This window comes from Lysobacter sp. OAE881, from assembly GCF_040546665.1.
GTDB classification, from domain to species: domain Bacteria; phylum Pseudomonadota; class Gammaproteobacteria; order Xanthomonadales; family Xanthomonadaceae; genus Lysobacter_J; species Lysobacter_J soli.
In genome coordinates this window covers 91,482-116,467 of the sequence record NZ_JBEPOG010000001.1, presented here as the reverse complement: position 1 = coordinate 116,467, position 24,986 = coordinate 91,482, and the positions used below count along the sequence as shown (strand labels likewise).

Genomic DNA, 24,986 nt, shown 5'->3' with positions numbered 1-24,986 from the left:
CCCCGCTTCGTCGCGCCGCACCCGCGTTCGTCGCGCGCGCCCTTCCGGCCGGCGCCGGGGTCGCTATGCTGCGCCGCATTCCATCGTGACAGGCGCTTCCGTGTTCAAGACCCTGGCCTTCGTGCTCCGCATCGGCTTCGCCTGGTTCATGGCGTTGCTGGTCGTGTCGGCCATCTGGAACCAGCTGCCGGTGCTCGGCCGGCTCGACTGGGTGCTCACGATGGCCGGCATCGCGACGATGGCGCTGGTGGTCGTGGCCGCGTCCTCGCACGTGGACCGCGTGCGCCTGATCGCCAACCGCGTCGACAAGGAAGCGCTCGACAACCGCCAGCGCCGGCAGGTGGAAGTGCCGTTCGAAGCCGGCGAGGCGTTCGATCTGGTCGACGCCGCGGTGCGCGAGCTGCCGCGCATCGGCCCGGTGGAAAGCGCGCGCGACAGCCTGCAACTGCGCGCGACGGTGGCACGTCCGCAGAACGACGGCGACCATCCGCTCGGCCAGTGGAACCCGATGCGCTGGTTCGGCGTGCCGCGCAACCGCATCCTCGTCACCGTGACGCCGGGTCGCGACGCCGCCAGCGTCACGTTGATCTGCGAACCGGAAAGCCCCGCATGGAGCGACTGGTTCCTCGTCGACGAGGGCACCAACTTCGAGAACGCCGAGGCGATCACGCGGGCGATCAGCCGCCGCGTCGCGCAGCGTCGCCGCGACGAAAAGGCCGAGACCGCGCAGACCGCGACGGAGAAGGAGCTCACGGTCGCGCGCCTGAACCTGCTGCACGCGCAGGTCGAACCGCACTTCCTCTACAACACGCTCGCCAGCGCGCAGCTGCTCACGCGCAGCGATCCGGCGCGCGCCGACGAGATGCTCGGCCACCTCATCCAGTACCTGCGCCGTTCGCTGCCGAGCACCGACAACGAGATGTCCACGCTGAGCGCGGAACTCGAACGCGCATTGGCCTATCTGGAAATCCTGAAGATCCGCATGGGCTCGCGCCTGGCCGTGCAGGTCGACGTGCCCGAATCGCTGCGCGGCACGCCGCTGCCGCCGATGGTGTTGCAGACGCTGGTGGAGAACGCGATCAAGCACGGCCTGGAGCCGCGCACCGGCGGCGGCACCGTGTGGATCCGCGCGCGCCGCGTGGACGATGTCGTCGCCGTGACCGTGGCCGACGACGGCGAAGGTTTCAACACGAAGAACAGCGGCACGGGCATCGGCCTGAAGAACGTGCGCGAACGCCTGCGCCTGCTGTACGGCGCGAGCGCGGCGCTGTCGGTCGTCGCGAATTTCCCCAGCGGCGTTGCGGCGACGATCTCCGTTCCGCCCGCCTTGCCGCCCGCGATCCCGACGGAGGGCCGCCATGTCTGATTCCACTATGTCCGAGCGTGCCTTCACCTGCGTCGTCGCCGAAGACGAATCGTTGCTGCGCGAGTCGCTGGTCAAGCAATTGCGCGAGGCCTGGCCGGAACTGCAGATCGTCGCCGAGTGCGAGGACGGCGCGAGTGCGCTGGAAGCGCTGGCCGAACACACGCCGACCGTCGCCTTCCTGGACATCCGCATGCCCGGCATCACCGGTCTCGAAGTCGCCGCGGCCGCCGCGCAGGTGTCGCCGCGCACGCAGGTGGTGTTCGTCACGGCGTACGACCAGTACGCGATCGACGCCTTCGAGCGCGGTGCGGTCGATTACCTGCTCAAGCCCATTTCGCCCGCGCGCCTTTCGACCACCGTGCAGCGATTGAAGGAGCGCACGGGCAACAACGACGCGGCGGTGCTCGCCGACCTGCTGCAACGCCTCGGTGCGCGGCCGGCCGCCGCCGCGGCGCCGCCGCTGACGTGGATCACCGCCAGCGCCGGGCGCGAGACGCGCCTGATCCTCGTCGATGAAGTCGCCTACTTCCGCGCCGACAACAAGTACACCACCGTCGTCACCGCCGAAGGCGAAGCGCTGCTGCGCACGCCGATCCGCGAACTGCTGGGCGTGCTGGATCCGTCGACGTTCCGGCAGATCCACCGCTCCACCATCGTCAACCTGAAGGCGATCGCCGGCATCGTGCGCGACGACACCGGGCGCGGCACCGTGCGCCTGAAATCGCGCCCCGAAACGCTGCCGGTCAGCGCGCCGTTCATGGCGCTGTTCCGCCACATGTAACACCGACGCTTCCGGCAACGGATCGCCAAGTCATCTGCGAGGTGCACCATGAAGTTCCAGGCATTGCTGTATTTCGTGCTGTCGCTGTTCGGCTGCGACGTGGGCAAGAGCACGTTCGTCGATCGCATCGTGCATGACGGCGCGACGTCGCTGGACAGTCGCACGGTCGTGGAGGCCGGCGTGGCGCGCTTCGAGTGCCTGAGTAGCGCGAGCGGGCAGTGCTACTACACGCTGTTCCCGCGCGATTGTTCCGCGTCGAACAAGAAGGACGCCGGATGCCTGGCGAAGCCGATCCGGCAGTTCGCCGTCGCCGATGGCGACACGCGGCAGATCGCGGGGCTGCGCGATTTCCGGTTGTGCGTGAGCGATGAGAATGGCGCGGCGGCACCGGGTTGCCCGGTGCCGGAACCGACCGCGCGCTGACCCTTGTAGCCCGGAAGCGAGCCCGGGAAGTTGTCAGGTTAGCCGGGCGTCATCGCCCCGACTTCACCCCTCCCCTGCATTCGCAGGGGAGGGAGCGGAAAATCAAAGCGCCGCGAGCGCCGCGTTGAACGTTTCGCTCGGACGCATCGCCTTGGCGAGCTTGCCCATGTCCGGGTGGTAATAGCCGCCGATGTCCACGGGCTTGCCCTGCGCGGCGATCTGCTCGTCGACGATCTTCTGCTCGTTCGCTTCCAGCGCGTCGGCGAGCTTGCCGAAACGCGTGGCGAGTTCGGCATCGTTCGTCTGGTTCGCCAGCGCGCGCGCCCAGTACATCGCCAGGTAGAAATGGCTGCCGCGGTTGTCGATGCCGCCGACCTTGCGCGAGGGCGACTTGTCGTTGTCGAGGAACTTCGCGTTCGCCTCGTCCAGCGTGTCGGCCAGCACCTTCGCGCGCGCGTTGCCGGTGTGGTTGGCGAGGTGTTCGAGCGAAGCGGCCAGCGCGAGGAACTCGCCCAGCGAATCCCAGCGCAGGTAGTTCTCCTCGACGAACTGCTGCACGTGCTTCGGCGCCGAACCGCCGGCGCCGGTCTCGAACAGGCCGCCGCCGGCCATCAGCGGCACGATCGACAGCATCTTCGCGCTGGTGCCCAGTTCCATGATCGGGAACAGGTCGGTGAGATAGTCGCGCAGCACGTTGCCGGTGACCGAGATCGTGTCCTTGCCGTCGCGGATGCGCGAGAGCGACAGCTTCATCGCCTCCACCGGCGACAGGATGCGGATGTCCAGGCCTGCGGTGTCGTGGTCCTTCAGGTAACGCTCGACCTTCGCGATCAGGTTCGCGTCGTGCGCGCGCTGCGGATCGAGCCAGAAGACCGCCGGCGTGTTCGACAGGCGCGCGCGGTTCACCGCGAGCTTCACCCAGTCCTGGATCGGCGCGTCCTTGGTCTGGCACATGCGCCAGATGTCGCCGGCTTCGACCGTGTGCTCCATCAGCACGTGGCCGGCGTCGTCGAGCACGCGCACCACGCCGTCGGCGGGAATCTGGAAGGTCTTGTCGTGGCTTCCGTATTCCTCGGCCTTCTGCGCCATCAGGCCGACGTTGGGCACCGAGCCCATCGTCGCCGGATCGAACGCGCCGTGCGCCTTGCAGTCGTCGACCACGGCCTGGTAGATGCCGGCGTAGCAGCGGTCGGGAATGATCGCCTTGGTGTCCTGCAGCTTGCCGTCGGTGTTCCACATGCGGCCGGAGTCGCGGATCATCGCCGGCATGGACGCGTCGACGATGACGTCGCTGGGCACGTGCAGGTTGGTGATGCCCTTGTCGGAGTTGACCATCGCCAGCGACGGGCGACGCGCGTATTCGGCGGCGATGTCGGCCTCGATGGCGGCGACGGTCTCCGGCGGCAGCGACGGCAGGCGCGCGTAGAGGTCGCCGATGCCGTTGTTCGCGTCGAAGCCGGCGCGGGCCAGCACGTCGGCGTGCTTGGCCAGCGTGTCGCGGTAGAAGCGCTTGACGACGATGCCGAACATGATCGGATCGGACACCTTCATCATCGTGGCCTTCAGGTGCAGCGAGAACAGCACGCCGCGCGCGAGCGCGTCGTCGATCTGCGCATCGACGAACGCCGACAGCGCCTTGGCGCTCATCAGCGAGGCGTCGATCACTTCGCCGGCCTGCACCTTGATGTTGGTCTTGAGCATGTTGCGGCGGCCGTCTGCGCCGGTGAGCTCGATCGAGACCGTGCCGGCCTTGTCGATCACCTTCGACTGCTCGCTCGCGTAGAAATCGCCGGCGTCCATGTGCGCGACGTGCGAGGCCGAATCGGCGCTCCACGCGCCTATGCGGTGCGGATGCTTGCGCGCGTAGTTCTTCACCGACAGCGGCGCGCGACGGTCGGAATTGCCTTCGCGCAGCACCGGGTTCACCGCGCTGCCCTTGACGCGGTCGTAGCGCGACTTGATGTCGTTCTCCTGCTCGCCCTTCGGCTCTTCCGGGTAATCCGGCAGCGCGTAGCCCTGCTGCTGCAGCTCGGCAATGGCGGCCTTGAGCTGCGGCACCGACGCGGAGATGTTGGGCAGCTTGATGATGTTCGCGTCCGGCGTGGTCGCGAGCTGGCCCAGTTCAGCCAGGTCGTCGGCGATCTTCTGGTCGGGCTTAAGCAGTTCGGGGAACTGCGACAGGATGCGGCCGGCCAGCGAGATGTCGCGCGTTTCCACCGCGATGCCCGCCGGCGCGGTGTAGGCCTCGATGATCGGCAGCAGCGACTGCGTGGCCAGGAACGGCGCTTCGTCCGTCAGCGTGTAGAGGATCTTGGGCGTGTTGGGCATGTCGGCGTGACTCGCTAGCGGAAGACGGGGGCGGGTGCGCGGCTCGTCGCGGCGTGGCGCCGGCGCGGCCTGTTCGACGCGCGCGCCTGGGCGGCGCGCAACCCTGGCATTGTCGCGGTTTCGATGCAGCGCGGCAAAGCGCGTGGGCGCAACAGTGAGGCGCGCGGGTAGCGCACGCCGAGGCGCGCGCTACCGCACGCGAGGGTATGGCGTCGGAGGCTGGCGGCGGGCGATCAGGCCGCGCCGCAGCACTTCTTGTACTTCTTGCCGCTGCCGCACGGACAGGGCGCGTTGCGGTCGGGCGTGGCCTCGCGCCGGATCGGCTCGCGCGGCGTCAGCGTGTCGATGCGCAGGTGGTGCAGGTCGGCGAGCATGCCCGGCAGCGAGGCGATGATCTCCAGCCGTTCGCGATAGCTGACCGGCTCGCCGGGCGCTTCGGGATCCTCGCCGACGATCTCGCCGCTGGCGAGGCGATCGAAGCGCAGGAAGATCTCGTCGACCCAGTCGTGCTCGTCGAGCCACTGGTCCCACTTGATCTCGCTCAGCTCGACCGCGCGGAAGAAGCCGAATGCCCAGTCGCGGCCGACATCGAGTTCGTCGTCCTGTTCCTCTTCCGGGTTCTCCGGCAGCCAGAGCAGCGGCGCGAGATGGTCGGGCAGGTCGTCCTCGCCGAAGCGCACGCGCTGGTTGACCATGTTCCAGTGGCCCAGCAGCAGCGCCTGGACCTGTTCGCGTTCTTCCTCGTCCTTCCAGCGCGGGGGCGTGCCCCACACGGCGTCGTGCCACTGTTCGAACGGGACGGTTTCCGGCGCCACCGCGAGCGCGGAAAGGTAACCGTCCAGCGCCTCCAGGTTGAACCCCTTGAACGGCACGGCGCGCTGCTCCAGCAGTTCGGCCAGGCGTTCGATCTGGTCGTCGTCGAGGTAGTTCGGGGCGGCTTTCATGGCGGCTCGTGCTTCGCGGGGGCGCGTCATGGTAGTCGCAGTGGGGTTGCCTCGCCGAGAATTCGCACATGAACCCGAAGCCGTCCGCGCCCATGGCGCCCTCGACCCCGTGCCCCTGCGGCCGCGGCCGCCCGTATGGCCAGTGCTGCGGCCCGCTCCACGCGGGCGCGCCGGCGGCCGATGCCGAGGCGCTGATGCGCTCGCGCTACTGCGCCTACGTGCTCGGTGATGCCGCGTACGTGCTGGCCAGCTGGCATCCCGACACGCGGCTGGAGACGCTCGACCTTGAGGACACCGCGTCGACGCGCTGGCTCGGGCTCGACGTGAAGCGCCACACACCGCTGGATGCGGACCACGCGACCGTCGAGTTCGTCGCGCGATATCGCGTTGGGGGCGGCTCGGCGTTCCGGCTGCACGAAATCAGCCGCTTCGTTCGCCAGGACGGCCGCTGGTATTACGTGGACGGCATCCTGCCGCCGCGTTGAACCCCGCGCCGGGGGAACACGCAGATAAAAGCACGCGGATAAAAACACGCGGATAAAAAAAGGGCGCGGTAACGAGCCGCGCCCATGCTTGCCCACCAGTGAGGTGGGGGAGAGAGACGGTTACTTCACCTCGAAGTCGCGCGTCTGCACGACCGCGCCATCGAGGAGGACTTCAAGCTTGTACTTGCCGGTCGGGAACCCGCCGGGCTTGCTGATGGTGAAGACGGTCTGGCCGGGACCGGCGAAGTTCACGTCGGCGGTGTCTTCCTTGACGGTCTGGCCGTCCTGGAAGGTCCACTTCGCGCCGAGCTTGGCCGGCACCGCGGCCGCCGGATCGGACGTCGTCGTGCCGACGGACGCGTTGATCGTGTCGCTGGGCTTGAACGTCGCGGTCGGCGAAGCGACCTTCTTGTCGGCGCCGACGGTCGGGCCGAGGTCGACCGTCGTGACGGTGACGGTGGCGACAGGAGCAGGCGTCGGAGCCGGCGCGGGAGCGGCCGGTTCAGTCGTCGCCGGCGGCGTGCTGGTGACGACGGGTTCTTCCTTCTTCTTGCAGCCGACCAGCGCGACGGACGCGAGCAGCGCGGTAGCGACGGCGGTGTGCAGGTGGTTGCGGATCATCGGGACGTCTCCTGGATTGTCGTTCGTTCACTCGCCCGCCGGCGGGATGCGCAGCACCTGGCCCGGCTGGATGCGATCGGGATCGTCCAGCTGGTCGCGGTTCGCGTCGAAGATCGCGTTCCACTTGCTGGCCTTGCCGTAGAACTGCTTGGCGATGTGCGAAAGCGTGTCGCCCTTCTGCACGGTGTAGGACTGCGCTTCGCCCGCGGTGGCGGACGTGATCTGCTCCGTCGAGCTGATCGACGACTGGACGTCGCTGAAATCGGGACGGATCTGTTCCGTGCTCTCGACCTTGCTCTGCACGTCCGAGAAATCGGCCTTCTTGTCGGGTTGGGTCACGTTGGAAGCCTCCTGTCGTGAGGGCGGAGGCACATTGGCACGCGTCCCGTTAAGGAAATATGGCGACCGGGTAAGCGCTGCGCTTGTTCATTGCCGTTCGTCGCGACCGGGTGCAGGGCGCTCGATTCCCGGCGTCGCGCGCCACGGATTGATGTCCAGTCCACCGCGCCGCGTGTAGCGCGCTTCGACCGACAGCCGCTGCGCGCGCGTGTGTGCGAGGAGATCGACGAACACGCGTTCGACGCATTGTTCGTGGAACTCGGCGTGATCGCGGAACGACACCAGGTAGCGCAGCAGTCCAGCGCGATCGAGCTTCGGCCCGTGGTAATCGATCACGATGCGCGCCCAATCGGGCTGACCGGTGACGGGGCAGTTCGACTTGAGCAGCGAGCTGGTAAGCGTCTCGGTGACCACGCGCGACGCATCGGCGGAGAGATGGTCGGCGTTCGGCGGGCCGTAGTCGTCGATCTCGACGTCGAGCGAATCGATGCAGTCGAGCACCGCGTTGTCGGGAGCGGCTTCGTCGATCGGCGGCAGGCCGAACCGGACGTCGACCGGCGCGCCGGCGACACGCGTGAGGTCTTCGACGATGCGTGCGTGCACCTCGGCGTCGGAGTCGAAACGCGCCGCGTTGAACGAGTTCAGGTAGAGCTTGAGCGACTTGGATTCGACCAGGTTCGGCGACGTCGCGGGCACCGTGATGGTCGCGGTGCCCACGCGCGGCTTGCCGCGGCGGTCGAGCCAGCTGAGCTCGTAGGCGTTCCAGCGGTCCACGCCGATGAAGGGCAGCTCGCCGGATGCGATGCCGATGTGATCGCGGCCGAGCGAGCGGGCGATCGGGAACAGCAGGCTCGCGTCGTATTCGCGCGGATAGTCGACGTGGCGACCGAGGGGGAGATCGTGGGTCATGCGGCGATTTTACAGGTGCGACCTGCGCCGCCTTCTTTGAAGCTGCGGATGAAGCGACGTGGCGATGTGCCGATCGCGGCGGGGGACCGTCACGTTTCGATGAAGTTCCTGCACCTCCCAGTACAGTATTCAGGTTAAATTTCGGTTAGGTCCGGATACTCCACGGCACCGGCGCCACTCGCGTTTCCCCCAAACAGGCGCCGGGCACCTAATAAAGAGGCTGAGACCTTATGAAGCGTTCCCTGCTTGCCCTGACCCTGCTCGCCGCGCTGCCGTTCGCCGCGTCGGCTGCCGACAACGTCTCGTACAACTACATCGAAGGCGGCTACGTCGGCACCAGCACCGACACCATCGGCGGCTTCAACGACACGCCGGATTCGGATGGCTGGTCGGTCGGCGGTTCCGGCGCCATCGCGCCGAACTTCCACCTGTTCGGCAACTACAGCAGCCAGGAGTTCGACCATAACTTCGGCGACCTGGACCGCTGGCGCCTGGGCGTGGGCTACAACCACGAGATCAACTCCAGCGTCGATTTGCTCACCCGCGTCGCCTACGAGAAGGCCGAGTTCGATGCCATCGACCTGGACGGCTGGAGCGTGGAAGCCGGCGTGCGCGCGGGCCTGACCCCGAACATCGAAGCCTTTGCGCTGGCCGGTTACGAGGACTACGACCAGGGCGTCGACGGCGAGTTCTACGGCCGCGTCGGTGCGCAGGTGAAGTTCAACCAGACCTGGGGCATCAACGGCGAAGTGAAGTTCGTCGACGGCTACACCGAGTACTTCGTCGGCCCGCGCATCAGCTTCTGATCGCAGCGTCCGATCCCGCCACTGGCGGACAACGAGTTACACGACAGCGTTCTCTCTCCCCCATGTCGTGATTGGAAGCCCGGCCCCCGCCGGGCTTCTTTTTGTGACTACAGGCACCCTTGTATTAACGATTTCTTCACGATATGGTGCGCCGGCCGCTGCAATGGCGGTCAGGGACCAATACCAAAAGGATCAGGGGACTCATGAAGAAGCGTTTTGTTCTGGCTGCCATGCTGGCGGCCGCGCCGTTCGTCGCCTCCGCTGCGGACAACGGTGTCAGCTACACCTACATCGAAGGCGGCTACAACCAGGCCCGCATCGATCACGACGACGAAATCCTGGGCGACTTCGACGCCGACGGCGGCTATCTGCGCGGTTCGTTCGGCGTGAGCAAGTCCGTTTACCTGTTCGGCAGCTACGCCAGTGGAGAAGACAGCGACAACGTCAGCCTCGACATCGGTCTGCCCGATCCGTACGAAGCCAAGGTCGACGACGAACTGACGATCAGCGAATTCGGCGTGGGCTTCCACTCGGCCATGGGCGAGCGAGTGGACTTCATCGGCGAGCTGGCCTACTTCCGCATGGAAGAAGACTTCAAGGTCCACGACGACGAAGGCACCTTCACCGACAAGTGGCACGTCAACGGCGGCCGCGCCTCGGTCGGCATCCGTGGCGGCAACGAGCACGTCGAAGGCTGGGTTAAGGTCGGTTATCTCGACGCCAGCGACTTCAGCGGCAACTTCGTCGGCGGCGTCGGCGGCCAGTACAAGTTCAACCAGACCTGGGGTCTGGTGGGCGAAGTGGAAGTGTTCGACGACCTGTCCCGCTACATGGTCGGCGTGCGCGCGAGCTTCTGACCGGCGCTGCAACGCAACCACCAAAGACCCGGCTCCGGCCGGGTCTTTCGTTTGCGATGCCCGCCTCATGCCGCGCGGGTGCTTTCGTGCCAAAGTGCGGCCTGGTTTGCACGCGCCTTTTCTGGGGATCGGATGAAGAAACAACTCGCACTCGCGGCTGCGCTGGCGGCCGCGCCGTTCGCCGCACTCGCCGGTGGACACAGCTACACGTACCTGGAAGCCGGGTACGCGCAACTCAACCAGGAACTGCCGGCACCGGCAGGATTCGACATCGACGACATCGAGGCCGGCGGCTTCTACGTGGCCGGTTCGGCGGAGGTCGCGCCGTCGATCCATCTGTTCGGCGCCTACCGCAAGGGCGACGACGACGTCAGCGTCTCGCTGCCGATGGGCGGGGGTGAAATCGGCAGTGCCGGCATCGACATGTCGCAGGGCGTGCTCGGCGCCGGCTGGCACCACGACCTGCGCGATCGCACCGACTTGGTCGCCGAACTGAGCTGGCTCCGCACGAAGATCGACGTCAAGGACGACGAGGAAGGCGCGGACGAAGGCGACGATGTCCGCATCGCCGTGGGCGTGCGCCATCTCATCGCCGACAACGTGGAGCTGTGGGTGAAGGGCAACTACACCGACGGCGATCTCTACGACGGCGCCTTCAGCGCCAGCGCCGGCGTGCAGTACAAGCTCACGCAGACGTGGGGCCTGGTGGCCGAAGCCGAAGGCGGTGGCGACACGTCGATGTTCGGCGTGGGCGTGCGCGCGAGCTTCTGACGAAGTGATCACGCGGGAAACAAAAAACCCGGCCTCGGCCGGGTTTTTTCATGGATCTGCGAAAACTCAGCCGAACAGGTTGCGCGGGTATTCCGGTTTCTGTTCGCGCGAGAGCAGGAGCTTCAGGCCCTCGGCCGGCGTCAGGTCGCCATGCAGCACGCATTGCACCGCGCTGGAGATCGGCAGTTCGATGCCGTGGCGCTCCGCCTGGCGCATGACCTCGTCGGCCGTCTGCACCGATTCGACCACCTGTCCGATCTCGCGCACGGCGTCCTCGATCGACTGGCCGCGGCCAAGCGCGAGGCCCAGGCGACGGTTGCGCGAAAGATCGCCCGTACACGTGAGCACCAGGTCGCCCAGGCCCGCCAGGCCCATCAGCGTCTCGGCCTTGCCGCCGATGGCGTGATTGAGGCGGAGCATCTCGTTGAGCCCGCGGGTGATCAGGCCCGCACGCGCGTTGAGGCCGAGCTGCATGCCGTCGGCGACGCCGGTGGCGACTGCGAGGACGTTCTTCATCGCGCCGCCGAGTTCGGCGCCGAGCATGTCGTTGCCGGTGTAGGCGCGGAACGCCGGACCGTGCAGCGCGTCGGCGACGGCCTGCGCGAACGGGGCGTCGTTACCGTGCACGGTCAGTGCGGTGGGCAGGCCCTGCGCGACTTCCTTCGCGAACGACGGGCCCGTCACGACGGCCAGCGGCACGTCGGGACCGAGCACCTCTTCGGCGACTTCATGCAGGAACCGGCCGCTGCCCGGCTCGAAGCCCTTCGTCGCCCACGCCACGCCGGCGTGCGCCGGGCGATGCGGGGCGAGCTTGCGCAGGGTTTCGGCGAAGGCATGCGAGGGGACGACGACGAGGACGAAGTCGGCCCCCTTCAGCGAATGCTCGAGATCGGTGGTGGCACGCAGCGACGCCGGCAGCGGAATGCCGGGCAGGTAGCGCGGGTTCTCGTGGCGGGTTTCGATGGCCTCGATGCCGTCGGCATCGCGACCCCACAGCACGGTCGGGTGACCGTGCCGTGCGATCAGGGCTGCCAGGGCGGTGCCCCAGGAGCCCGCGCCAAGGACCGCGACGTTAGGAAGTGCGTTCGCTTCCATGCCGCGGCGCGATCAGGCGTTGCCGGCGGTCTCGGCGTCGGCCAGACCCGACTGCTGCTGCGCGGCGCGCTGGCGGAGGCCTTCGGCGTAGAGCGCGTCGAAGTTGATCGGCTGCAGGTAGAACGGCGGGAAGCCGCCGGCCTGGATGAGGTCGCTGATCAGCTGGCGGGTGTACGGGTACAGGACGTTCGGGCAGTGCGTGCCGAGCATCGCGTCCAGCGTCTGCGCGTCGAAGCCGGCCAGGCCGAACACGCCGGCCTGCTTCACTTCGGCGACGTACAGGGTCTTCTCGTTGGCCGAGCAGGTCAGCGTGATGCCCAGGACGACTTCGAAGGCGTTGTCGTTGAGGCGCTGCACGCTCTGGTTGAGGTTCATCTGGAGCTGCGGCTGCGCCTGCTCGTTGAAGATCGCCGGACCGCCCGGAACCTCGAAGGAGACGTCCTTGACGTAGATCTTCTCGACGGTGAACGCCGGGCCGTTGGTTTCGGCGGACGCGGCATTGCCGTTGACGTTTTCTTCGGACATCTCTCGTGCTCCAAGCGTTGAAATTGCGGTAAGTGGTCGATTATGGCACGCGTTCACGACGTGCCCGGCTGTTCAGAATGCGTGGGCGAAGGCGCCCCGACGAGCCACGAGGGCCGGTCCCCAGGGACGGTGTTGGGGCATGCGCGACGGCGATCAACCCCGCCGCGCGCGGCAAAAATCGCGCGTCAGGCGCGACCCTTCACCAGCGGCAGGTCGGCCGCCTGCCAGGCGCCGATGCCGCCGTCGAGCCAGTACACGTGCTTGAAGCCGGCCTTCTTCAGGCGCTTGGCGGCATCGGCCGAGCCCTGGCCGTTGCGGCAGACGACCACGACCGGAAGTTCCTTCGCGCCGGCGAGCAGCTTGCTCTCCGGATCGAACTGGCTGGGCTGCACCGACTTGCTGCCGGCGATGTGGCCCTTCTCGAAGTCGGCGCTGGCCGACAGGTCGACCACCAGCGCGTTCTCGCGGTTCATCAGGCCCGTCAGCTCGGCCGGGCGCAGCGCCTTGTAGCCGCGGAACAGGCGCGCGACTTCGGTGTAGAGGATCGCCACCGTCAGGCCGACGAGGCCGAGCGAGAGGTAGAGGTGGCGCTCGGCGAAGGCCAGCAGGTCTTGGAAAGTCACGGCATCACGGCGCAGGAAACGGGGCCGGGATTGTCGCCCAGTGGCGACGGCGGCGCAAAACCGCGCGTTTTGTTACTCGCCATCCCACAGGTCCCGGCATGCCGGACACCAGCCACCAGTTCTTGGACGCCTCGTCCCAGCGCCATTCCTCGCGGTAGCGGACCGTGCGTTCGGCCTGCGTGTGGCGGTTGACCACGCCGATCTCGATGTCCCGCAGCGCGATGCCGCCCTTCTTGTCGGCCGAGCTGTTGCGCTCACGATAGGCGGTGATCTGGACCTGCTCGTAGCGCTTGAGCTCCAAGTCCGACACGGGATGTGCTTCACGGTAGCCCGGTTCGATCAGGCTCAGCGCGCCCTCGAAGTCGCCCCAGCGGATCGCCCCCGACCACGCGTACTGGTTGGCCTGCAGCTGGTCCATCTTGCCGCGGGCAAACGCCGGCGCGGCAGCCACGAGCAGCAATGCCAGCACGGCCAGCAGCAGGGTCTTGGTCAGGCGCATCGCGTTCCCCTCGATTCGAGCGCCCATGCTAGCCGCTGATCGCGCCCGCCGCGCGCGGCTTGGCGATGGCGACATAGCGGGCGGTGAACTCCGTCGCGATTCCGCCGTCGGGCAGCTTCGCTCGGGCGACCAGGCCGATGCGCGCCCGGCCGCGTTCGCGCAGCGTGGCGATGAAGCCGGGCCACGCGGCCTCCGGCGCCAGTTCGGCTTCGACGTCCAGGTCGGCGAACAGCGGCGCGAGGTAGCGGATCTGGCTGTCGGCGACGAACACCTCGGCCTCGAGTCCCGCTTCCTCGACATGCAGCGACACCAAGCCCCAGGACGCCAGCGTCATCATCGACGCCAGGCTGCCGCCGAACGCGCACCCCTTGTCGTTGACGTGCGTGGACAGCGGCGCGTGCAGGCGCAGGCGGTAGCCGTCGTAATCGGCGACCGACACGTCCATCGCCGCGACCGGCGGCATCGACTGGTAGTGATGGTGCAGGCGGGCGAGTGCGTCGGCGTACGGATGCAGGGCGCGTGGATCGGAAGTCATGCGAAGGCCGGAAATGGGGGACGCGCGGGACGGCTATGCTGGTGCGATGCACGCTCCCGCGACGCCCGGATGGTACGTGATCTCGCTGCGCGCACGCGGCGAGCACGCGCCGATGCGCGCTGCGGCCGCTTCCGCGGGTGCGGGATTGATCGCGATCTCGCCGTGGCGCCTTCATCTGCGCGACGACGCCGACACACGCGAGCGACTGCGTGAAGCGCTCGCCGCACCGCGCGTGGTCGTTACCAGTCCCGTCGCGGTGCGTGCGGCGCGACGCCTGCAACCGTTGCGCGCGCTGCCCGGACAGCGCTGGTTCGCGGTCGGCGAAGGCACGGCGATCGCGCTTCGCCGCGCGGGTGTCGCCGATGTGGAAGCGCCGCGTCGCATGGACAGCGAAGGGTTGTTGTCGCTACCCGGACTGGCGGAACTGACCGGGCAAACGGTCGGTTTCGTCACCGCGCCCGGTGGGCGTGGCGTGCTGGTTCCCGCACTCGAAGCGCGTGGTGCACGGGTGATCCGCGCCGACGTGTACGAACGCATCGCCGTCGCGCTCTCGCCGCGTTCGCTCTCCCGTCTGGCCGAACTGGACGCGCCGGCGAAGCTCGCGCTCTCCAGCGCCGAAGCGCTGCAGCTCGTCGTCGATGCGCTTCCCGAGCCATTGCTCGAACGCCTGCGCCGCGCGCAGGTCATCGCCGCGAGCGAGCGTCTGGCCGACATCGCACGTACGCACGGTTTCACCGACGTGGTCATCGCACGCAGCGCGCGACCGGCCGACCTCGTTGCTGCGGCGGCCGGCACGCCCGCGGAGTGACGCGCGTCGCCATCCGGTAGCATGGCGCCCTCCGCGCTTTGCCGAGTCAGCCGTGTCGACCGTGTCCCCTCCCGCCCCGACCCCGCCGCCCGCCCGCCGCTCGCGGGGCTGGATCGCGTGGCTGATCGTCGTCGTGCTCGCCGTCATCGCCGGCGCGTGGGGATGGACGCAGTGGCAGGCGCGCAACGAGCGCGACCGCGAGCAGCAGCTCGATGCCGGCCAGCGCCTGGACGCAGTGGAAGGCCGCATCGATTCGATCCGTCGCGACCAGCGCTCCCAGCTGCAGCGACTGCAGCAGGCCGACGCGACCAACCGCGTGCTGCGCGATGAAGTGCTTGGGATCGGCCAGCGTTCGTCGCTGATCGAGGACACCGTGTCCAAGCTCGCCGATCCCAACCGCCACGGCGAACAGGCGCTGCGCCTGGACGAAGCCGAGTTGCTGCTCAACATGGCGCAGCAGCGCCTGCTGATCGCCGGCGACCTGGAAGGCGCGCGTCGCGCCTACGTGCTCGCGGGTAACGTGCTGGACGGCATCGACGATCCGGCGTACCTGAGCCTGCGCCAGACGCTGCAGCAGGAGCGTGCCGGCCTCGACGCCCTCGGCGTCGAACCGCGCATGCGTGCGATGGCCGAACTGGACGCGTTCGCGCAGACGATCAGCACCGCGCCGGTCGAAGCGCAGTCCACGTTGCCGTCCGACGCGCCGTGGTGGCGCCGCGCGTTCGCGACGCTGATCGACGTGCAGCCGAGCGACCGCACCGTCGCCGTGCAGCCCGCCGATCGCATCGCCGCGGCGTCGGGATTGCAGCTGGAAATCTCGCTGGCGCGCGCCGCCGCAGAACGTCGCGACGAAGCCGGTTTCCGCAAGGCGCTGCAACGCGCCGAAGGCTGGATGACGCGCCTGTGGCCGCCGTCGCCGATGCTCGACCAGCAGCGCGCCAAGCTGCGCGAAATCGCCGGACGCGAGCTTTCACTCACGCTTCCGACGCTGGGCAGCACACTGCAGCAGCTGCGCCAGTTGCGCGCCGCGGGTTGATCGCAACCTCGCCCGCGCGCATCGCCGGATGGCCCGGCACGCACGAACACATCGACGACCCCGCGACAAGGAGCCGCCCATGAACCTGTTCCGCAACGTGCTGTTCTGGATCGTCCTGGCGCTGGTCGGCGCGCTGGTCGCGCAGTTGCTGGTGCTCGACCCGGGCTACGTGCTCGTGCGCTACGGCGGCAACGACTACACGACGAATGTTCCCAAGGCGATCGCGCTGCTGGTCGTCGCGCTCGCCGTGCTGTGGTTGCTGTGGAAACTGGCGACGCTGCCGTTCGTGGCGATGCGTCGCCATCGCCGCAAGCAGTCGCGCGCGCGGCTGATCGACGGCATCGATGCCGTGCATCGCGGCGAATGGACGCGCGCGGAAAAGCTGCTGGAGCAGGCCGCGCAGGAACCCGACGCATTGGCCGTCGGTCGCATCGGCGCGGCACGTGCGGCGATGGCGCGCGGCGACGAAACTGCGGCGCGTGCGCACCTCACGGCGATCGGCACGGCGAACCCGGCTTCGCGCGCGATTGCCGAAGCCGAACTCGCGCTGGCGCAGGGCCGCGCGAGCGAGGCGCTGTCGATCCTCGATGCGCCTTCGGCGACGCCGCTGCCGCCGCGCGGGCTCGTGTTGCGCGGCGAAGCGCTCGCGTTGCTCGGCCGCAGTGGCGAGGCCTACGGCACGCTGGGCGCGCTGCGCCAGCAGCAGGCATTGTCGAACGAACGGCTCGGCGCGCTGGAAGCGCAGTGGGCCGCCGCGTCGTTGCGCGACGCGGCCGATGCGAACGTGCTCGCCGATCGCTGGGAGGCCTTGCCCAAGCCGCTCCGCAACGATCCCGCCGCCGTGGCCGCCTACGCCGAGCGCGCCGCCGCGATGCGCTGGGACGAAGCGGCGTCGAAAAGCATCGAGCAGGCGCTGGACGCGCAGTGGGACGAATCGCTCGCCGCGTTGTACGGACGGTTGCCGGTAAACCAATTCGAGCAGCGCCGCGCCACGGCCGAACGCTGGCTGCCTGCGCACCCGGCGAGCCCCGCGCTGCTGCTCACGCTGGCGCGCCTGTCGCGCGCGCAGGGCCAGTGGCCGCAGGCGGAGCAGTACCTGCATCGCGCGCTGGCGCAGGGTGGCAACAGCGAGGCGTGGGAAGAACTGGGCGATGGCTTCGCGGGGTCTGGCGAGGAGAAGCTGGCCCGCCATTGCTACGCCAACGCGCTGCGCGCCGCGCGCGGCGAAGCGACGCAGCCGTTGCCGGGGCGCGACATGCGGCAGACGATCTTCGACCAGGCGGTCGTGGAGGAGCGCGACGCGCACGGGGTACCGCGGTTGCGGGAGTGATGGGCGCCGCGGTGTGCTTCGTGGCGACGTTCGCCGCGGGTGCCCATTCGCGACCGCATGACCGTCATCTCAGCGACGGCTGGCTTCGCTCCCATCGTCATCCCGACGAAAGCCGGGACCCAGGCTCGTAACGTGCGGGCACTCTCGGGTCGATGACCCACCTCACCGTCATTCCAGCGAAAGCTGGAATCCATCTTGATCTTGCGGTTGCCGGTTGCCGGTTGCCGTTGCCGTCGCTGTTGCTGTTGCTCGTCATTCCCGCGAAGGCGGGAATCCAGGGACGTTTCATGCTTTCCCTGGTTACGTTCGAAGAGCAAAGAAGAATCACCAGCCAGGCTTCCGATCGCCTGCGGCGCTCGGGTCACTTTTCTTTGCTTGCCCAAAGAAAAGTAACCAAAAGAAAGGGCCTTCCATTTGCCCAAATCAATCCCACGACCGGCAAGCGAGTAGGCGCGTTCGCGATTCGCCATCCATGGCTCAGCGCTCACCGCCGCACATCCTGTGCGGCGCCCTTCGGGGCTAGCAACGTAGAAGGCTGTTCAACAGCAACAGCAACAGCAACGGCAGTAGCAACGGCAAATGGTTTCCAGCTTTCGCCGGAATGACGCCGCGTGCGCTTTAGCCCCTCTCCAATGGGCGAGCGAAGGGAGTGCAGAGCTGAGAGGGGTTGGGCAACGAAGCGTCAACGGCAAACGACCTTTGCCGCACAGCGCTCGCTTTAGCCCCTCTCCCATCGGCGACCGAAGGGAGTGCAGAGCTGAGAGGGGTTGGGGTGAGGGGAACGAAGCGTCAACGGCGAACGACCTTCGCCGCACAGCGCTCGCTTTAGCCCCTCTCCCATCGGGAGAGGGGTTAGGGTGAGGGGCAACGAAGCGTCAACGGCAAACGACCTTTGCCAGACAGCGCTGCGCTGTTGCTCGGCCCGTCACACGCAGAAGAAAAGTGGTTCCAGCTTTCGCCGGAATAACGACGCGTGCGCTTCAGCCCCTCTCCCGCCTGCGGGAGAGGGGTTGGGGTGAGGGCAGGCTGGCGGGAGCCTCACCGCGTCCGATAAAACGCCGGCAGCGTCGCCAGGAAGTCCGCTCCCGCGCCGCGAAAGCGTGTGTAGTTCTCGCCGATGCGCGTCACCACCAGCAGGCGGGAGCCGACGATGCCGAACATCAGGCTCGCCAGCATCAACGCGATGCCCGCGAAGGTCACCGGCAACACGTCGCGCTGCACGCCCATCGCGATGACGCCCAGACCCAGCGTCACGCCCACCGACGCCACCGCGAGATTGGCGCGACGGCGCCGCAGATGGCGCGCGCACAGGCCCAGCGTCACCGGCGTGCGGCGACGCACGAACAGCGCGATGACGAGATAAAGCAGCAGGCCGGCAAACACCACCAGGTACAGCGCCGGGTGATGCCAGTAGAAGCGCGCATGTCGCAGCGGCAGTTCCGCCGGTTCATTGCACTTGATGCAGCGGCCGGGCAGCGTGCAACCCGGCCGGACGACCAGGTCCTTGCCGTCGCGCCAGCAGTCGCCACCGAGTTCCGCGGACAGCGCTTCGCTCAGCCGCGACACAGGCGGCTGGTACGGATTCAACGTCCCCATCGATTTCCCCTCGAACCGCAGTGCCAGCGCACACGCCCGCTGGGAGCGTTCGCGGACCGCATCGCCGACGGTGTCCCCACACCGCCTGGCCCGCGTGTCGATCCTAGGCCCGAAAGGACAGATTGTGCAAACTCCGTTCCAGTTCGAGGGGGTCGGAACGACGGCGCCAGCCAGAAAGACTGGCGCGCGAGTCGCAGACACTGGCGCATCAGGCCAGATCACTGGCGCGCGAGTCGAAATGAGTGGGGCGCGAGGTAAAACGGCTGGCGCTTCAGCCAGAAAGGCTGGCACGCCAGTAAAAAACACTCGCGTGCGAGTCTTCGAACCTGGCGCGCGAGGCGAAAAGACTGGGACGCCAGTCCCGCGCACTGGCGCGCGAGACGGAAAGACTGGCGCGCCACGTCATGACACTGGCGCACCCGGACCGCGACACGGCCGGGCGGCCAGCAAGGACGCTCAGCGCTCCAGGATCGCCACCACCCCCATGCCGCCGGCGGTGCAGATCGACACCAGGCAGCGGCCGCCGCCGCGCTGCTTCAGCTCCTTCGCGGCCGTGGCGACGATGCGCGCGCCAGTCGCCGCGAACGGGTGACCCGCCGCCAGCGAGGAGCCGTTCGGGTTGATCTTCGCCACGTCGATGCGACCCATCGGCGCGTCCAGGCCGAGGCGGGCCTTGCAGTAGTCCTCGCTCTCCCACGCGCGCAGCGTGCACAGCACCTGCGCGGCGAAGGCCTCGTGGATTTCGTAGAAATCGAAGTCCTGCAGGGTCAGGCCGTTGCGCTTGAGCATCTCCGGAACCGCGACGGTCGGCGCCATCAGCAGGCCTTCGCCGTGCACGAAATCCACCGCCGCGACCTGCGCGTCGCGCAGGTAGCACAGCGGTTCCAGGCCGTGCGAACGCGCCCATTCGTCCGAAGACAGCAGGCAGGCCGCCGCGCCGTCGGTCAGCGGCGTGGAATTGCCCGCCGTCAGCGTGCCGCGGCCGGAGGTCTTGTCGAAGGCCGGCTTCAGCGAGGCCAGCTTCTCCAGCGTGCTGTCGGCGCGCAGGATGTTGTCGCGCGCCACGCCGCGGAAGCTCACGACCAGGTCGTTGAAGAAGCCGCGCTCGTAGGCGGCGGCGAGCTTGAGGTGCGAGGACAGCGCCCATTCGTCCTGCGAATCGCGCGAGATGTTCCACTGCTTGGCCATGTCCTCGCAGTGCTCGCCCATCGACTTGCCGGTGCGCGGCTCGGCCACGCCCGGAAACTCGGGCTTGAGTTCGCGCAGGTGGAAACCCTTGAACGCGGCCAGCTTGTCGCGCGGCGTCTTGGCGCGCGAGGCCTCGAGCAGGCGGTGGCGCAGCTTGCGGCCGTAGACGATCGGCACGTCGGACGTCGTGTCCGAACCGCCGCCCACGCCCACATCGATCTGGCCGGCGGCGATCTTGTTGCCGATGGTGATGATCGAATCCAGCGAGGTGCCGCACGCGCGCTGCAGGGTGATGCCCGGCGTCAGCGGCGACAGGCCCGAGGACAGCGCGGCTTCGCGGCCGAGGTTCCAGTCGCTGGAGTGCTTGATCACCGCTCCCATCGCGACTTCGCCCAGCTGCTGGCCGTGCAGGCCGAACTTCTCGACCAGCGCGCCGAGCGTGCGCACGGACATGCCGAGGTTGCCGACGTCCGAATAGGCGGTGTTCTGGCGGCAGAACGGGATACGGACGCCGCCGAGCACGGCAACGGGACGGGCAGGACGCATCGCTACACCTCGCGAAAAACTCGGAAAGGGGGAAGTCGCCGGGGCCTTTACACCCGGGCGGGCATAATGGCCCTGAAGTGTACCGCCGGCTCCCGCGGGCGACCACACGCCACCGTATCCTCGATACCGGAAGCCATGACTCCAGCGCAGATCGCCATGCCCACGCCGCCCGCCACCCTCCACGTGCTCGGGGCGCTCGCCCTGGAACTGCGCGGCGATGCGCCGGTCCACCGGCAGGCGCTGGCGCAGGCCGAAGTGGGCGCGCTGGCGGAGCTGATCGCGGACGACCTGGCCGGCTTCGTGCCCGAAGCGGCGTCGCTGGACCTGATCACCGTCGGTGCGCATTACGACCCGGTCGAGCTGCTGCGTCCGGGCTGGCCGCTGCATCGCGAACTCGACCAGCTGGCCGCCCGCGCCCCGCGCGCCGGCGTCGCGCCGGATGCGGGGCGGGTCATCGCGTTCGGCGCGCACGACGCGCACCTGCCTGGCGCATTGACGCCGTCGACCGATCACCTGGGCGGTCCGTTCCGCCTGGTCCCGTTCGTGCTCGGCGGCAGCGAAGCCGTGGCGGCGCGCGTGGGCGAGGCCTTCGAGCGCGAACTGCTGGAACGCGGCATGGCCGGCGCGGCGACCGCGCTGGCGGCGCAGCAGGCCTTCGGCGTGCAGGTCGAACACGCGCGCTACCTCACGGTGCACGACCTGGCCGCGATGATGGCGATGCAGTACGACCATGCGGGCCTTGCCGAACTGTGGCCGCTGCTGGAAACCGCGCTGCTGCAGCCGGAAGGCGAGCACTGGCTCGACGCGCCGCCGGAACCGCTGGTGCACTACACCAGCGGCGAGGCACGCATCGCGATGTTCGAGCCGCGCGCGTGGAAGACGCGCTACGCCACCGAAGCACCCTGCGACACGCCCGAATGCCGCGCCAAGCTCGAGGCACAGCATCGCCATTTCCAGGCACGCCAGCGGCAGATCGCCGCGGTGCTGGGCGCGCACGGGATTCCAGTGAATTTCGTGCATTGCCCGGATGAGGGGCGCGCGGCGCTGGCGTGAGGTTGTCGCGCGGTGGTGGTTCTTCGGAACCGTCGTTCCCGCTGACGTTGGAACCCTTCCAACCGGCATCCCGGCGAAAGCCGGGACCTAGGCCCGCAGCGTCTGGGCACTCCGATGGCGGTGAACCACATCACCGTCAGCGACAGCTGGAGTCCCCCCAACGTCATCCCGGCGAAAGCCGGGACCCAGGCCCGCAGCGTCCGGGCACTCCACGGCGGGTGAACAACCTCTCCGTCATCCCGGCGAAAGCCGGGATCCAGGCCCGTAACCTCCGGGCATCTCGTGTCGGCGACCCACCTCACCGTCATTCCAGCGAAAGCTGGAATTCATCCTGACCTTGCCGCTGCCGCTGCCGTCACCCTTGCCCATGCTCTTGCTCGTCATTCCCGCGAAGGCGGGAATCCATGGACTTTTCACGCTTTACCCGCAGCGTCGAAGAGCAAAGAAGAATCACGATCCAAGCTTCCGATCGCCTGCGGCGCTCGGATCACTTTTCTTTGCTTGCCCAAAGAAAAGTAACCAAAAGAAAGGGCCTTCCATTTGCCCAAATCAATCCCACGACCGGCAAGCGAGTAGGCGCGTTCGCGATTCGCCATCCATGGCTCAGCGCTCACCGCCGCACATCCTGTGCGGCGCCCTTCGGAGCTAGCAACGTAGAAGGCGGTTCAACAGCAACACCAACAGCAACGTAAGCCACCGCGGCTCCGCTTACGCCGCCCCGCCCCCCACCTCAGCCGCAGCCGCCGGCTTCGCGCTTTCCGGGCTGATCTTTTCGATCGTGTGGCGCAGTTCGCGGCCGAGGATGAACTTGGCGTCCTTCGCCCACGTGTCCAGGCGGCTGTCGAAGGCGAGCTTGCTGTTCTCGTCCGGCCACACCAGGCGCATCTCGCGCAGCTTCTGGATGAAGCCGCGGAACAGCGTCTTGTCGAAGAACTCCGGCGCGGCCGGCGCGTAGAGCAGCGACAGGCGCTGCGCGGCCAACTGGCAGAGGCTTTCCAGTTCGGCCGCCGTCAGCGTGCCCGGGCCGTTCTTCACCAGCACCGAAATGGCGATGTAGTAGCGCTCGAAGGCCTGCTGCAGCGAATGGCCGATCGCGCGCAGTCGGAACACCTCGTCGCTCTGGCCGGAATTGCGCGCGAGGATGCCGCCTTCGTCGTCGCTGATCTTTTCCAGCAAACCTTCGCGGATGAAGACGTCGATGGTGCGGTTGAGGCGCTCGGCGAACTGCTCCTCCGTCCACGGCAGGAACAGCTCGGCCTGCAGGAACGGATACACGCTGCGGCCCAGGCGCTGCACGCCGTTGATGCTCATGCGGCGGTTGTTCTGGAAACAGCAGGCGATCCACGACGCCGCCGTGAACAGATGCAGCACGTTGTTGCGGAAATAGCTCAGCAGCACCGCGTTGTCGCCGCTCACGCCCAGCACGTCGCCGAGGGGATGCTTGGTGCGGGTGAGGACGTTGATTTCCTCGCCGTGCGCGATGATTTCCTCGACCGGGTGCGGCGTCACCGTGACGCGGTCGGAATAGGGCAGCTCGGCCAGCAGCGTCTTGCTCAGCTGGATCTGCGCGCGCAGGTCGGCTTCGCCCATCGCGTGCTTGGGCGTGGACAGCAGGGCGAGTGCGAGCAGGTTGATCGGATTGACGTCGGCGGCGCGGTTGACGTTCACCTGGATGCGCTGCGCGAGCGCGTCCACGGTGTCGGACAGCCACGCCGGCTTTTCCTCGTCGCTGACCGGCGCGCCGTCCCAGTCGGGCGCGTGCTCGGCCAGCACGTCGCCCAGGCGGATCGGTTCGCCGAAGTTCACCACCACCTGGCCGTAATTGCTGCGCAGCACCTTCGGGATGCCCATCAGCAGCTGCCAGATGGATTCCTTTTCCTTCGGCTTGCCGGACAGCTCGTCGAGGTAGCTGTTGCCTTCCATCAGCTTCTCGTAGCCGATGTAGATCGGCTGGAACAGTACCGGACGCGTGGGCTGGCGCACGAAGGCGCGCACCGTCATCGCGACCATGCCGCCCTTCGGCGGCAGCAGGCGACCCGTGCGTGAACGGCCACCCTCGACGAAGTACTCGATCGAATAGCCGCCGGCGACCAGCTGCGCGACGTACTCGCTCAGCACCGCCGAATACAGCGCGCTGCCGCGGATGCTGCGACGGATGAAGAACGCACCGCCCTTGCGCAGCAGCGTGCCGACGACCGGCAGGTTGAGGTTGATGCCGGCCACGATGTGCGGCGGCACGATGCCGCGCGTGTACAGCAGGTAGCTCAGCAGCAGGTAGTCCATGTGGCTGCGGTGGCAGGGCACGTAGACCACTTCGAAACCGGGCGCGTCGTCCTTCAGCTTGTCCAGGTGGTGGACGAGCACGCCGCGGTAGATGCGGTTCCACACCGGCGTCAGCAGGAAGCTCGCCGAACGCACGACCGGATGCGAATAGTCGGCCGCGATCTCGTACGCGAAGCCGTGCGCCTTCTTCCACGCATCGGCGAGCGAACTCTTGTCGCGCGCGGCCTGGTCGGCGATGGCGTCCTTCACCGTGGGCGAAGCCAGCACCTGGTCGACGAGCAGGCGGCGCGTGGAAAGATCCGGGCCGATCACCGCCGCTCGGATGCGGCGGAAATGCGCGCGCAGCACGCGCGAGAGCTTTCGAACCGTGCGCTCGGGCGGCAGGCCTTCGTCGACGATCGCACGCAGGCTCACCGGCGGGGCGAAGCGCACCAGCGTGTCGCGACCGTTCAGCGCGATCGCCAGCAACCGGCGGAAGCGGCCGACCAGCGTCCAGTTTTCCGAGAACAGCACCGAGAACCAGCCGCTGTTCTTGTCCGGCGCGCGGCCGACGAAGATCGACACCGGCACCAGTTGCACGTCCATCGACGGATCGGCGCGGTGCGCGTCGAGCAGGTGCGCGAGCGAGCCCGAATGCGTCTTGCGCGACGGCGGCGCGGTACCCAGCGACTGCTGCAGCTGGGTCAGCGTGTTGACGTTGCGGCGGGACAGCGCGAGGTAGGCGCGCTTGCGCTTGAGCGGGTCGCCCGGCAGCGGCTGCAGTGGCGAGGGCAGGCCGGCCTCGCGGCAGGCGCGTTCGAGGATCAGCGCGTTGGACAGGCCGTAGTCCTCGAGCACGTAGCAGACCGGTCGGCCGCTCCATTCCTCGGGGATGTCGGCCGCCGGATTGCGCGGTTCGACGGTGACCTGCACCCACGGCGCCATGATCCGGCCGAGCAGCTTCGCCCACCACGGGCGACGCACGGACGGACGACGCGGGCCGCCCGGGCGACGACCGCGGTCGTCATCGCGAACGTGGCCGGCGGCGTCGATGGGGAGTTCGGTCTGCGCCGGGTCGGCGCCGGATCCGGACGGCTCCGCGGCTTCGGGCTCGCGGGGCGCTTCAGCGTCGGGCGACGGGACAGCGGGAGTCGTCGCCGCATCCTCTCGGGCGGGCGAAGCGGCGGTCGTCGCGTCCTTGTCGGCGTCCGGGAAAGGCAGGGGCGTCTGGTTCGGCATCGCGGGCATTATGCCCTTGCG

Annotated in this window: 26 protein-coding genes; 12 read left to right on the top strand and 14 right to left on the bottom strand. The window is 68.1% G+C overall.

Features of this window, described 5'->3' with window-relative positions:
- The first annotated feature begins 100 nt into the window (after positions 1-100).
- The 3 genes from ABIE51_RS00555 to ABIE51_RS00545 are packed head-to-tail and all read left to right on the top strand — an operon-like array spanning position 101 to position 2,570.
- A complete protein-coding gene (locus ABIE51_RS00555; RefSeq protein ID WP_354503081.1) occupies positions 101-1,366 on the top strand; it encodes a sensor histidine kinase in 1,266 nt (421 codons plus the stop codon).
- Entirely contained in the window at positions 1,359-2,147 is a 789-nt protein-coding gene (locus ABIE51_RS00550; RefSeq protein WP_354503078.1) for a LytR/AlgR family response regulator transcription factor, read from the top strand. The genes ABIE51_RS00555 and ABIE51_RS00550 overlap by 8 nt, the downstream gene beginning before the upstream one ends.
- Positions 2,148-2,195: 48 nt before the next feature.
- Positions 2,196-2,570 (top strand): hypothetical protein, encoded by a 375-nt coding sequence (locus ABIE51_RS00545; protein ID WP_192631840.1) that lies wholly within the window; start codon positions 2,196-2,198, stop codon positions 2,568-2,570.
- Between the two features lie 102 nt (positions 2,571-2,672).
- Here the strand turns inward: ABIE51_RS00545 and ABIE51_RS00540 are convergent, their stop codons facing one another.
- Both ABIE51_RS00540 and ABIE51_RS00535 read right to left on the bottom strand, forming a co-directional pair.
- Positions 2,673-4,898 (bottom strand): NADP-dependent isocitrate dehydrogenase, encoded by a 2,226-nt coding sequence (locus ABIE51_RS00540; RefSeq protein ID WP_192631839.1) that lies wholly within the window; start codon positions 4,896-4,898, stop codon positions 2,673-2,675.
- Positions 4,899-5,131: 233 nt separating this feature from the next.
- Entirely contained in the window at positions 5,132-5,842 is a 711-nt protein-coding gene (locus ABIE51_RS00535; RefSeq protein ID WP_157031480.1) for a UPF0149 family protein, read from the bottom strand.
- A 68-nt stretch (positions 5,843-5,910) separates the two neighbouring features.
- Here ABIE51_RS00535 and ABIE51_RS00530 point away from each other — a divergent pair, with 68 nt between their 5' ends.
- Positions 5,911-6,327, top strand: a complete 417-nt coding sequence (locus tag ABIE51_RS00530) for a YchJ family protein (RefSeq protein WP_354503073.1) — start codon at positions 5,911-5,913, stop codon at positions 6,325-6,327.
- 120 nt (positions 6,328-6,447) lie between these two features.
- Here ABIE51_RS00530 and ABIE51_RS00525 read toward each other — a convergent pair whose 3' ends face one another.
- The 3 genes from ABIE51_RS00525 to queF form a co-directional block, all read right to left on the bottom strand.
- Complete coding sequence (locus ABIE51_RS00525; protein WP_115843257.1) at positions 6,448-6,948, bottom strand: hypothetical protein; 501 nt, start codon at positions 6,946-6,948, stop codon at positions 6,448-6,450.
- A gap of 27 nt (positions 6,949-6,975) precedes the next feature.
- The gene (locus ABIE51_RS00520) at positions 6,976-7,287 is read right to left on the bottom strand and encodes a LysM peptidoglycan-binding domain-containing protein (protein WP_115843259.1); all 312 of its coding nucleotides are present in this window, start codon (positions 7,285-7,287) and stop codon (positions 6,976-6,978) included.
- A gap of 87 nt (positions 7,288-7,374) precedes the next feature.
- Entirely contained in the window at positions 7,375-8,196 is an 822-nt protein-coding gene (queF, locus tag ABIE51_RS00515; protein ID WP_192631838.1) for an NADPH-dependent 7-cyano-7-deazaguanine reductase QueF, read from the bottom strand.
- Positions 8,197-8,426: 230 nt separating this feature from the next.
- On the opposite strand from queF, the gene ABIE51_RS00510 reads away from it, so the two are divergent.
- From ABIE51_RS00510 to ABIE51_RS00500, 3 genes are all read left to right on the top strand, one after another.
- Entirely contained in the window at positions 8,427-9,002 is a 576-nt protein-coding gene (locus tag ABIE51_RS00510; RefSeq protein WP_115843263.1) for an outer membrane beta-barrel protein, read from the top strand.
- A gap of 203 nt (positions 9,003-9,205) precedes the next feature.
- The gene (locus ABIE51_RS00505) at positions 9,206-9,859 is read left to right on the top strand and encodes a hypothetical protein (RefSeq protein ID WP_192631837.1); all 654 of its coding nucleotides are present in this window, start codon (positions 9,206-9,208) and stop codon (positions 9,857-9,859) included.
- Between the two features lie 132 nt (positions 9,860-9,991).
- Positions 9,992-10,630 (top strand): outer membrane beta-barrel protein, encoded by a 639-nt coding sequence (locus tag ABIE51_RS00500; RefSeq protein WP_192631836.1) that lies wholly within the window; start codon positions 9,992-9,994, stop codon positions 10,628-10,630.
- A 66-nt stretch (positions 10,631-10,696) separates the two neighbouring features.
- On the opposite strand, the gene ABIE51_RS00495 is transcribed toward ABIE51_RS00500, so the two are convergent.
- The 5 genes from ABIE51_RS00495 to ABIE51_RS00475 form a co-directional block, all read right to left on the bottom strand.
- On the bottom strand, positions 10,697-11,725 hold the full coding sequence (locus tag ABIE51_RS00495; protein WP_157031435.1) for an NAD(P)H-dependent glycerol-3-phosphate dehydrogenase: 1,029 nt from the start codon (positions 11,723-11,725) through the stop codon (positions 10,697-10,699).
- Between the two features lie 12 nt (positions 11,726-11,737).
- Positions 11,738-12,250: a protein-export chaperone SecB gene (gene secB / locus ABIE51_RS00490; protein ID WP_115843272.1), complete on the bottom strand. Its 513-nt coding sequence runs from the start codon at positions 12,248-12,250 to the stop codon at positions 11,738-11,740.
- A gap of 185 nt (positions 12,251-12,435) precedes the next feature.
- On the bottom strand, positions 12,436-12,873 hold the full coding sequence (locus tag ABIE51_RS00485) for a rhodanese-like domain-containing protein (protein WP_115843274.1): 438 nt from the start codon (positions 12,871-12,873) through the stop codon (positions 12,436-12,438).
- A 4-nt stretch (positions 12,874-12,877) separates the two neighbouring features.
- Positions 12,878-13,372, bottom strand: coding sequence for a hypothetical protein (locus ABIE51_RS00480; protein ID WP_354503064.1), 495 nt, complete (start codon positions 13,370-13,372; stop codon positions 12,878-12,880).
- 28 nt (positions 13,373-13,400) lie between these two features.
- Positions 13,401-13,907: a YiiD C-terminal domain-containing protein gene (locus ABIE51_RS00475; RefSeq protein ID WP_354503062.1), complete on the bottom strand. Its 507-nt coding sequence runs from the start codon at positions 13,905-13,907 to the stop codon at positions 13,401-13,403.
- Between the two features lie 13 nt (positions 13,908-13,920).
- Between ABIE51_RS00475 and ABIE51_RS00470 the strand changes: the two genes are divergently transcribed.
- The 4 genes from ABIE51_RS00470 to ABIE51_RS00455 all read left to right on the top strand — a co-directional run bounded on the left by ABIE51_RS00470 (position 13,921) and on the right by ABIE51_RS00455 (position 17,686).
- Positions 13,921-14,715, top strand: coding sequence for a uroporphyrinogen-III synthase (locus tag ABIE51_RS00470; protein ID WP_502913319.1), 795 nt, complete (start codon positions 13,921-13,923; stop codon positions 14,713-14,715).
- 61 nt (positions 14,716-14,776) lie between these two features.
- Positions 14,777-15,751 (top strand): uroporphyrinogen-III C-methyltransferase, encoded by a 975-nt coding sequence (locus ABIE51_RS00465; RefSeq protein ID WP_192631833.1) that lies wholly within the window; start codon positions 14,777-14,779, stop codon positions 15,749-15,751.
- Positions 15,752-15,830: 79 nt separating this feature from the next.
- Entirely contained in the window at positions 15,831-17,081 is a 1,251-nt protein-coding gene (locus ABIE51_RS00460; RefSeq protein ID WP_192631832.1) for a heme biosynthesis protein HemY, read from the top strand.
- A gap of 152 nt (positions 17,082-17,233) precedes the next feature.
- Positions 17,234-17,686 carry a hypothetical protein gene (locus ABIE51_RS00455; protein ID WP_192631831.1) on the top strand — a complete coding sequence of 151 codons (453 nt, stop codon included), beginning with the start codon at positions 17,234-17,236 and terminating at the stop codon, positions 17,684-17,686.
- Positions 17,687-18,119: 433 nt separating this feature from the next.
- Here the strand turns inward: ABIE51_RS00455 and ABIE51_RS00450 are convergent, their stop codons facing one another.
- Together ABIE51_RS00450 and ABIE51_RS00445 are read right to left on the bottom strand one after the other, a co-directional pair.
- Positions 18,120-18,677 carry a hypothetical protein gene (locus tag ABIE51_RS00450; RefSeq protein ID WP_192631830.1) on the bottom strand — a complete coding sequence of 186 codons (558 nt, stop codon included), beginning with the start codon at positions 18,675-18,677 and terminating at the stop codon, positions 18,120-18,122.
- A gap of 456 nt (positions 18,678-19,133) precedes the next feature.
- The gene (locus tag ABIE51_RS00445; protein WP_115843283.1) at positions 19,134-20,411 is read right to left on the bottom strand and encodes an acetyl-CoA C-acetyltransferase; all 1,278 of its coding nucleotides are present in this window, start codon (positions 20,409-20,411) and stop codon (positions 19,134-19,136) included.
- A 156-nt stretch (positions 20,412-20,567) separates the two neighbouring features.
- On the opposite strand from ABIE51_RS00445, the gene ABIE51_RS00440 reads away from it, so the two are divergent.
- A complete protein-coding gene (locus ABIE51_RS00440) occupies positions 20,568-21,464 on the top strand; it encodes a hypothetical protein (protein ID WP_192631829.1) in 897 nt (298 codons plus the stop codon).
- A gap of 413 nt (positions 21,465-21,877) precedes the next feature.
- Here ABIE51_RS00440 and ABIE51_RS00435 read toward each other — a convergent pair whose 3' ends face one another.
- Positions 21,878-22,078, bottom strand: coding sequence for a hypothetical protein (locus ABIE51_RS00435; protein ID WP_192631828.1), 201 nt, complete (start codon positions 22,076-22,078; stop codon positions 21,878-21,880).
- A gap of 94 nt (positions 22,079-22,172) precedes the next feature.
- Complete coding sequence (plsB, locus tag ABIE51_RS00430; protein ID WP_192631827.1) at positions 22,173-24,974, bottom strand: glycerol-3-phosphate 1-O-acyltransferase PlsB; 2,802 nt, start codon at positions 24,972-24,974, stop codon at positions 22,173-22,175.
- Positions 24,975-24,986 lie beyond the last annotated feature (12 nt).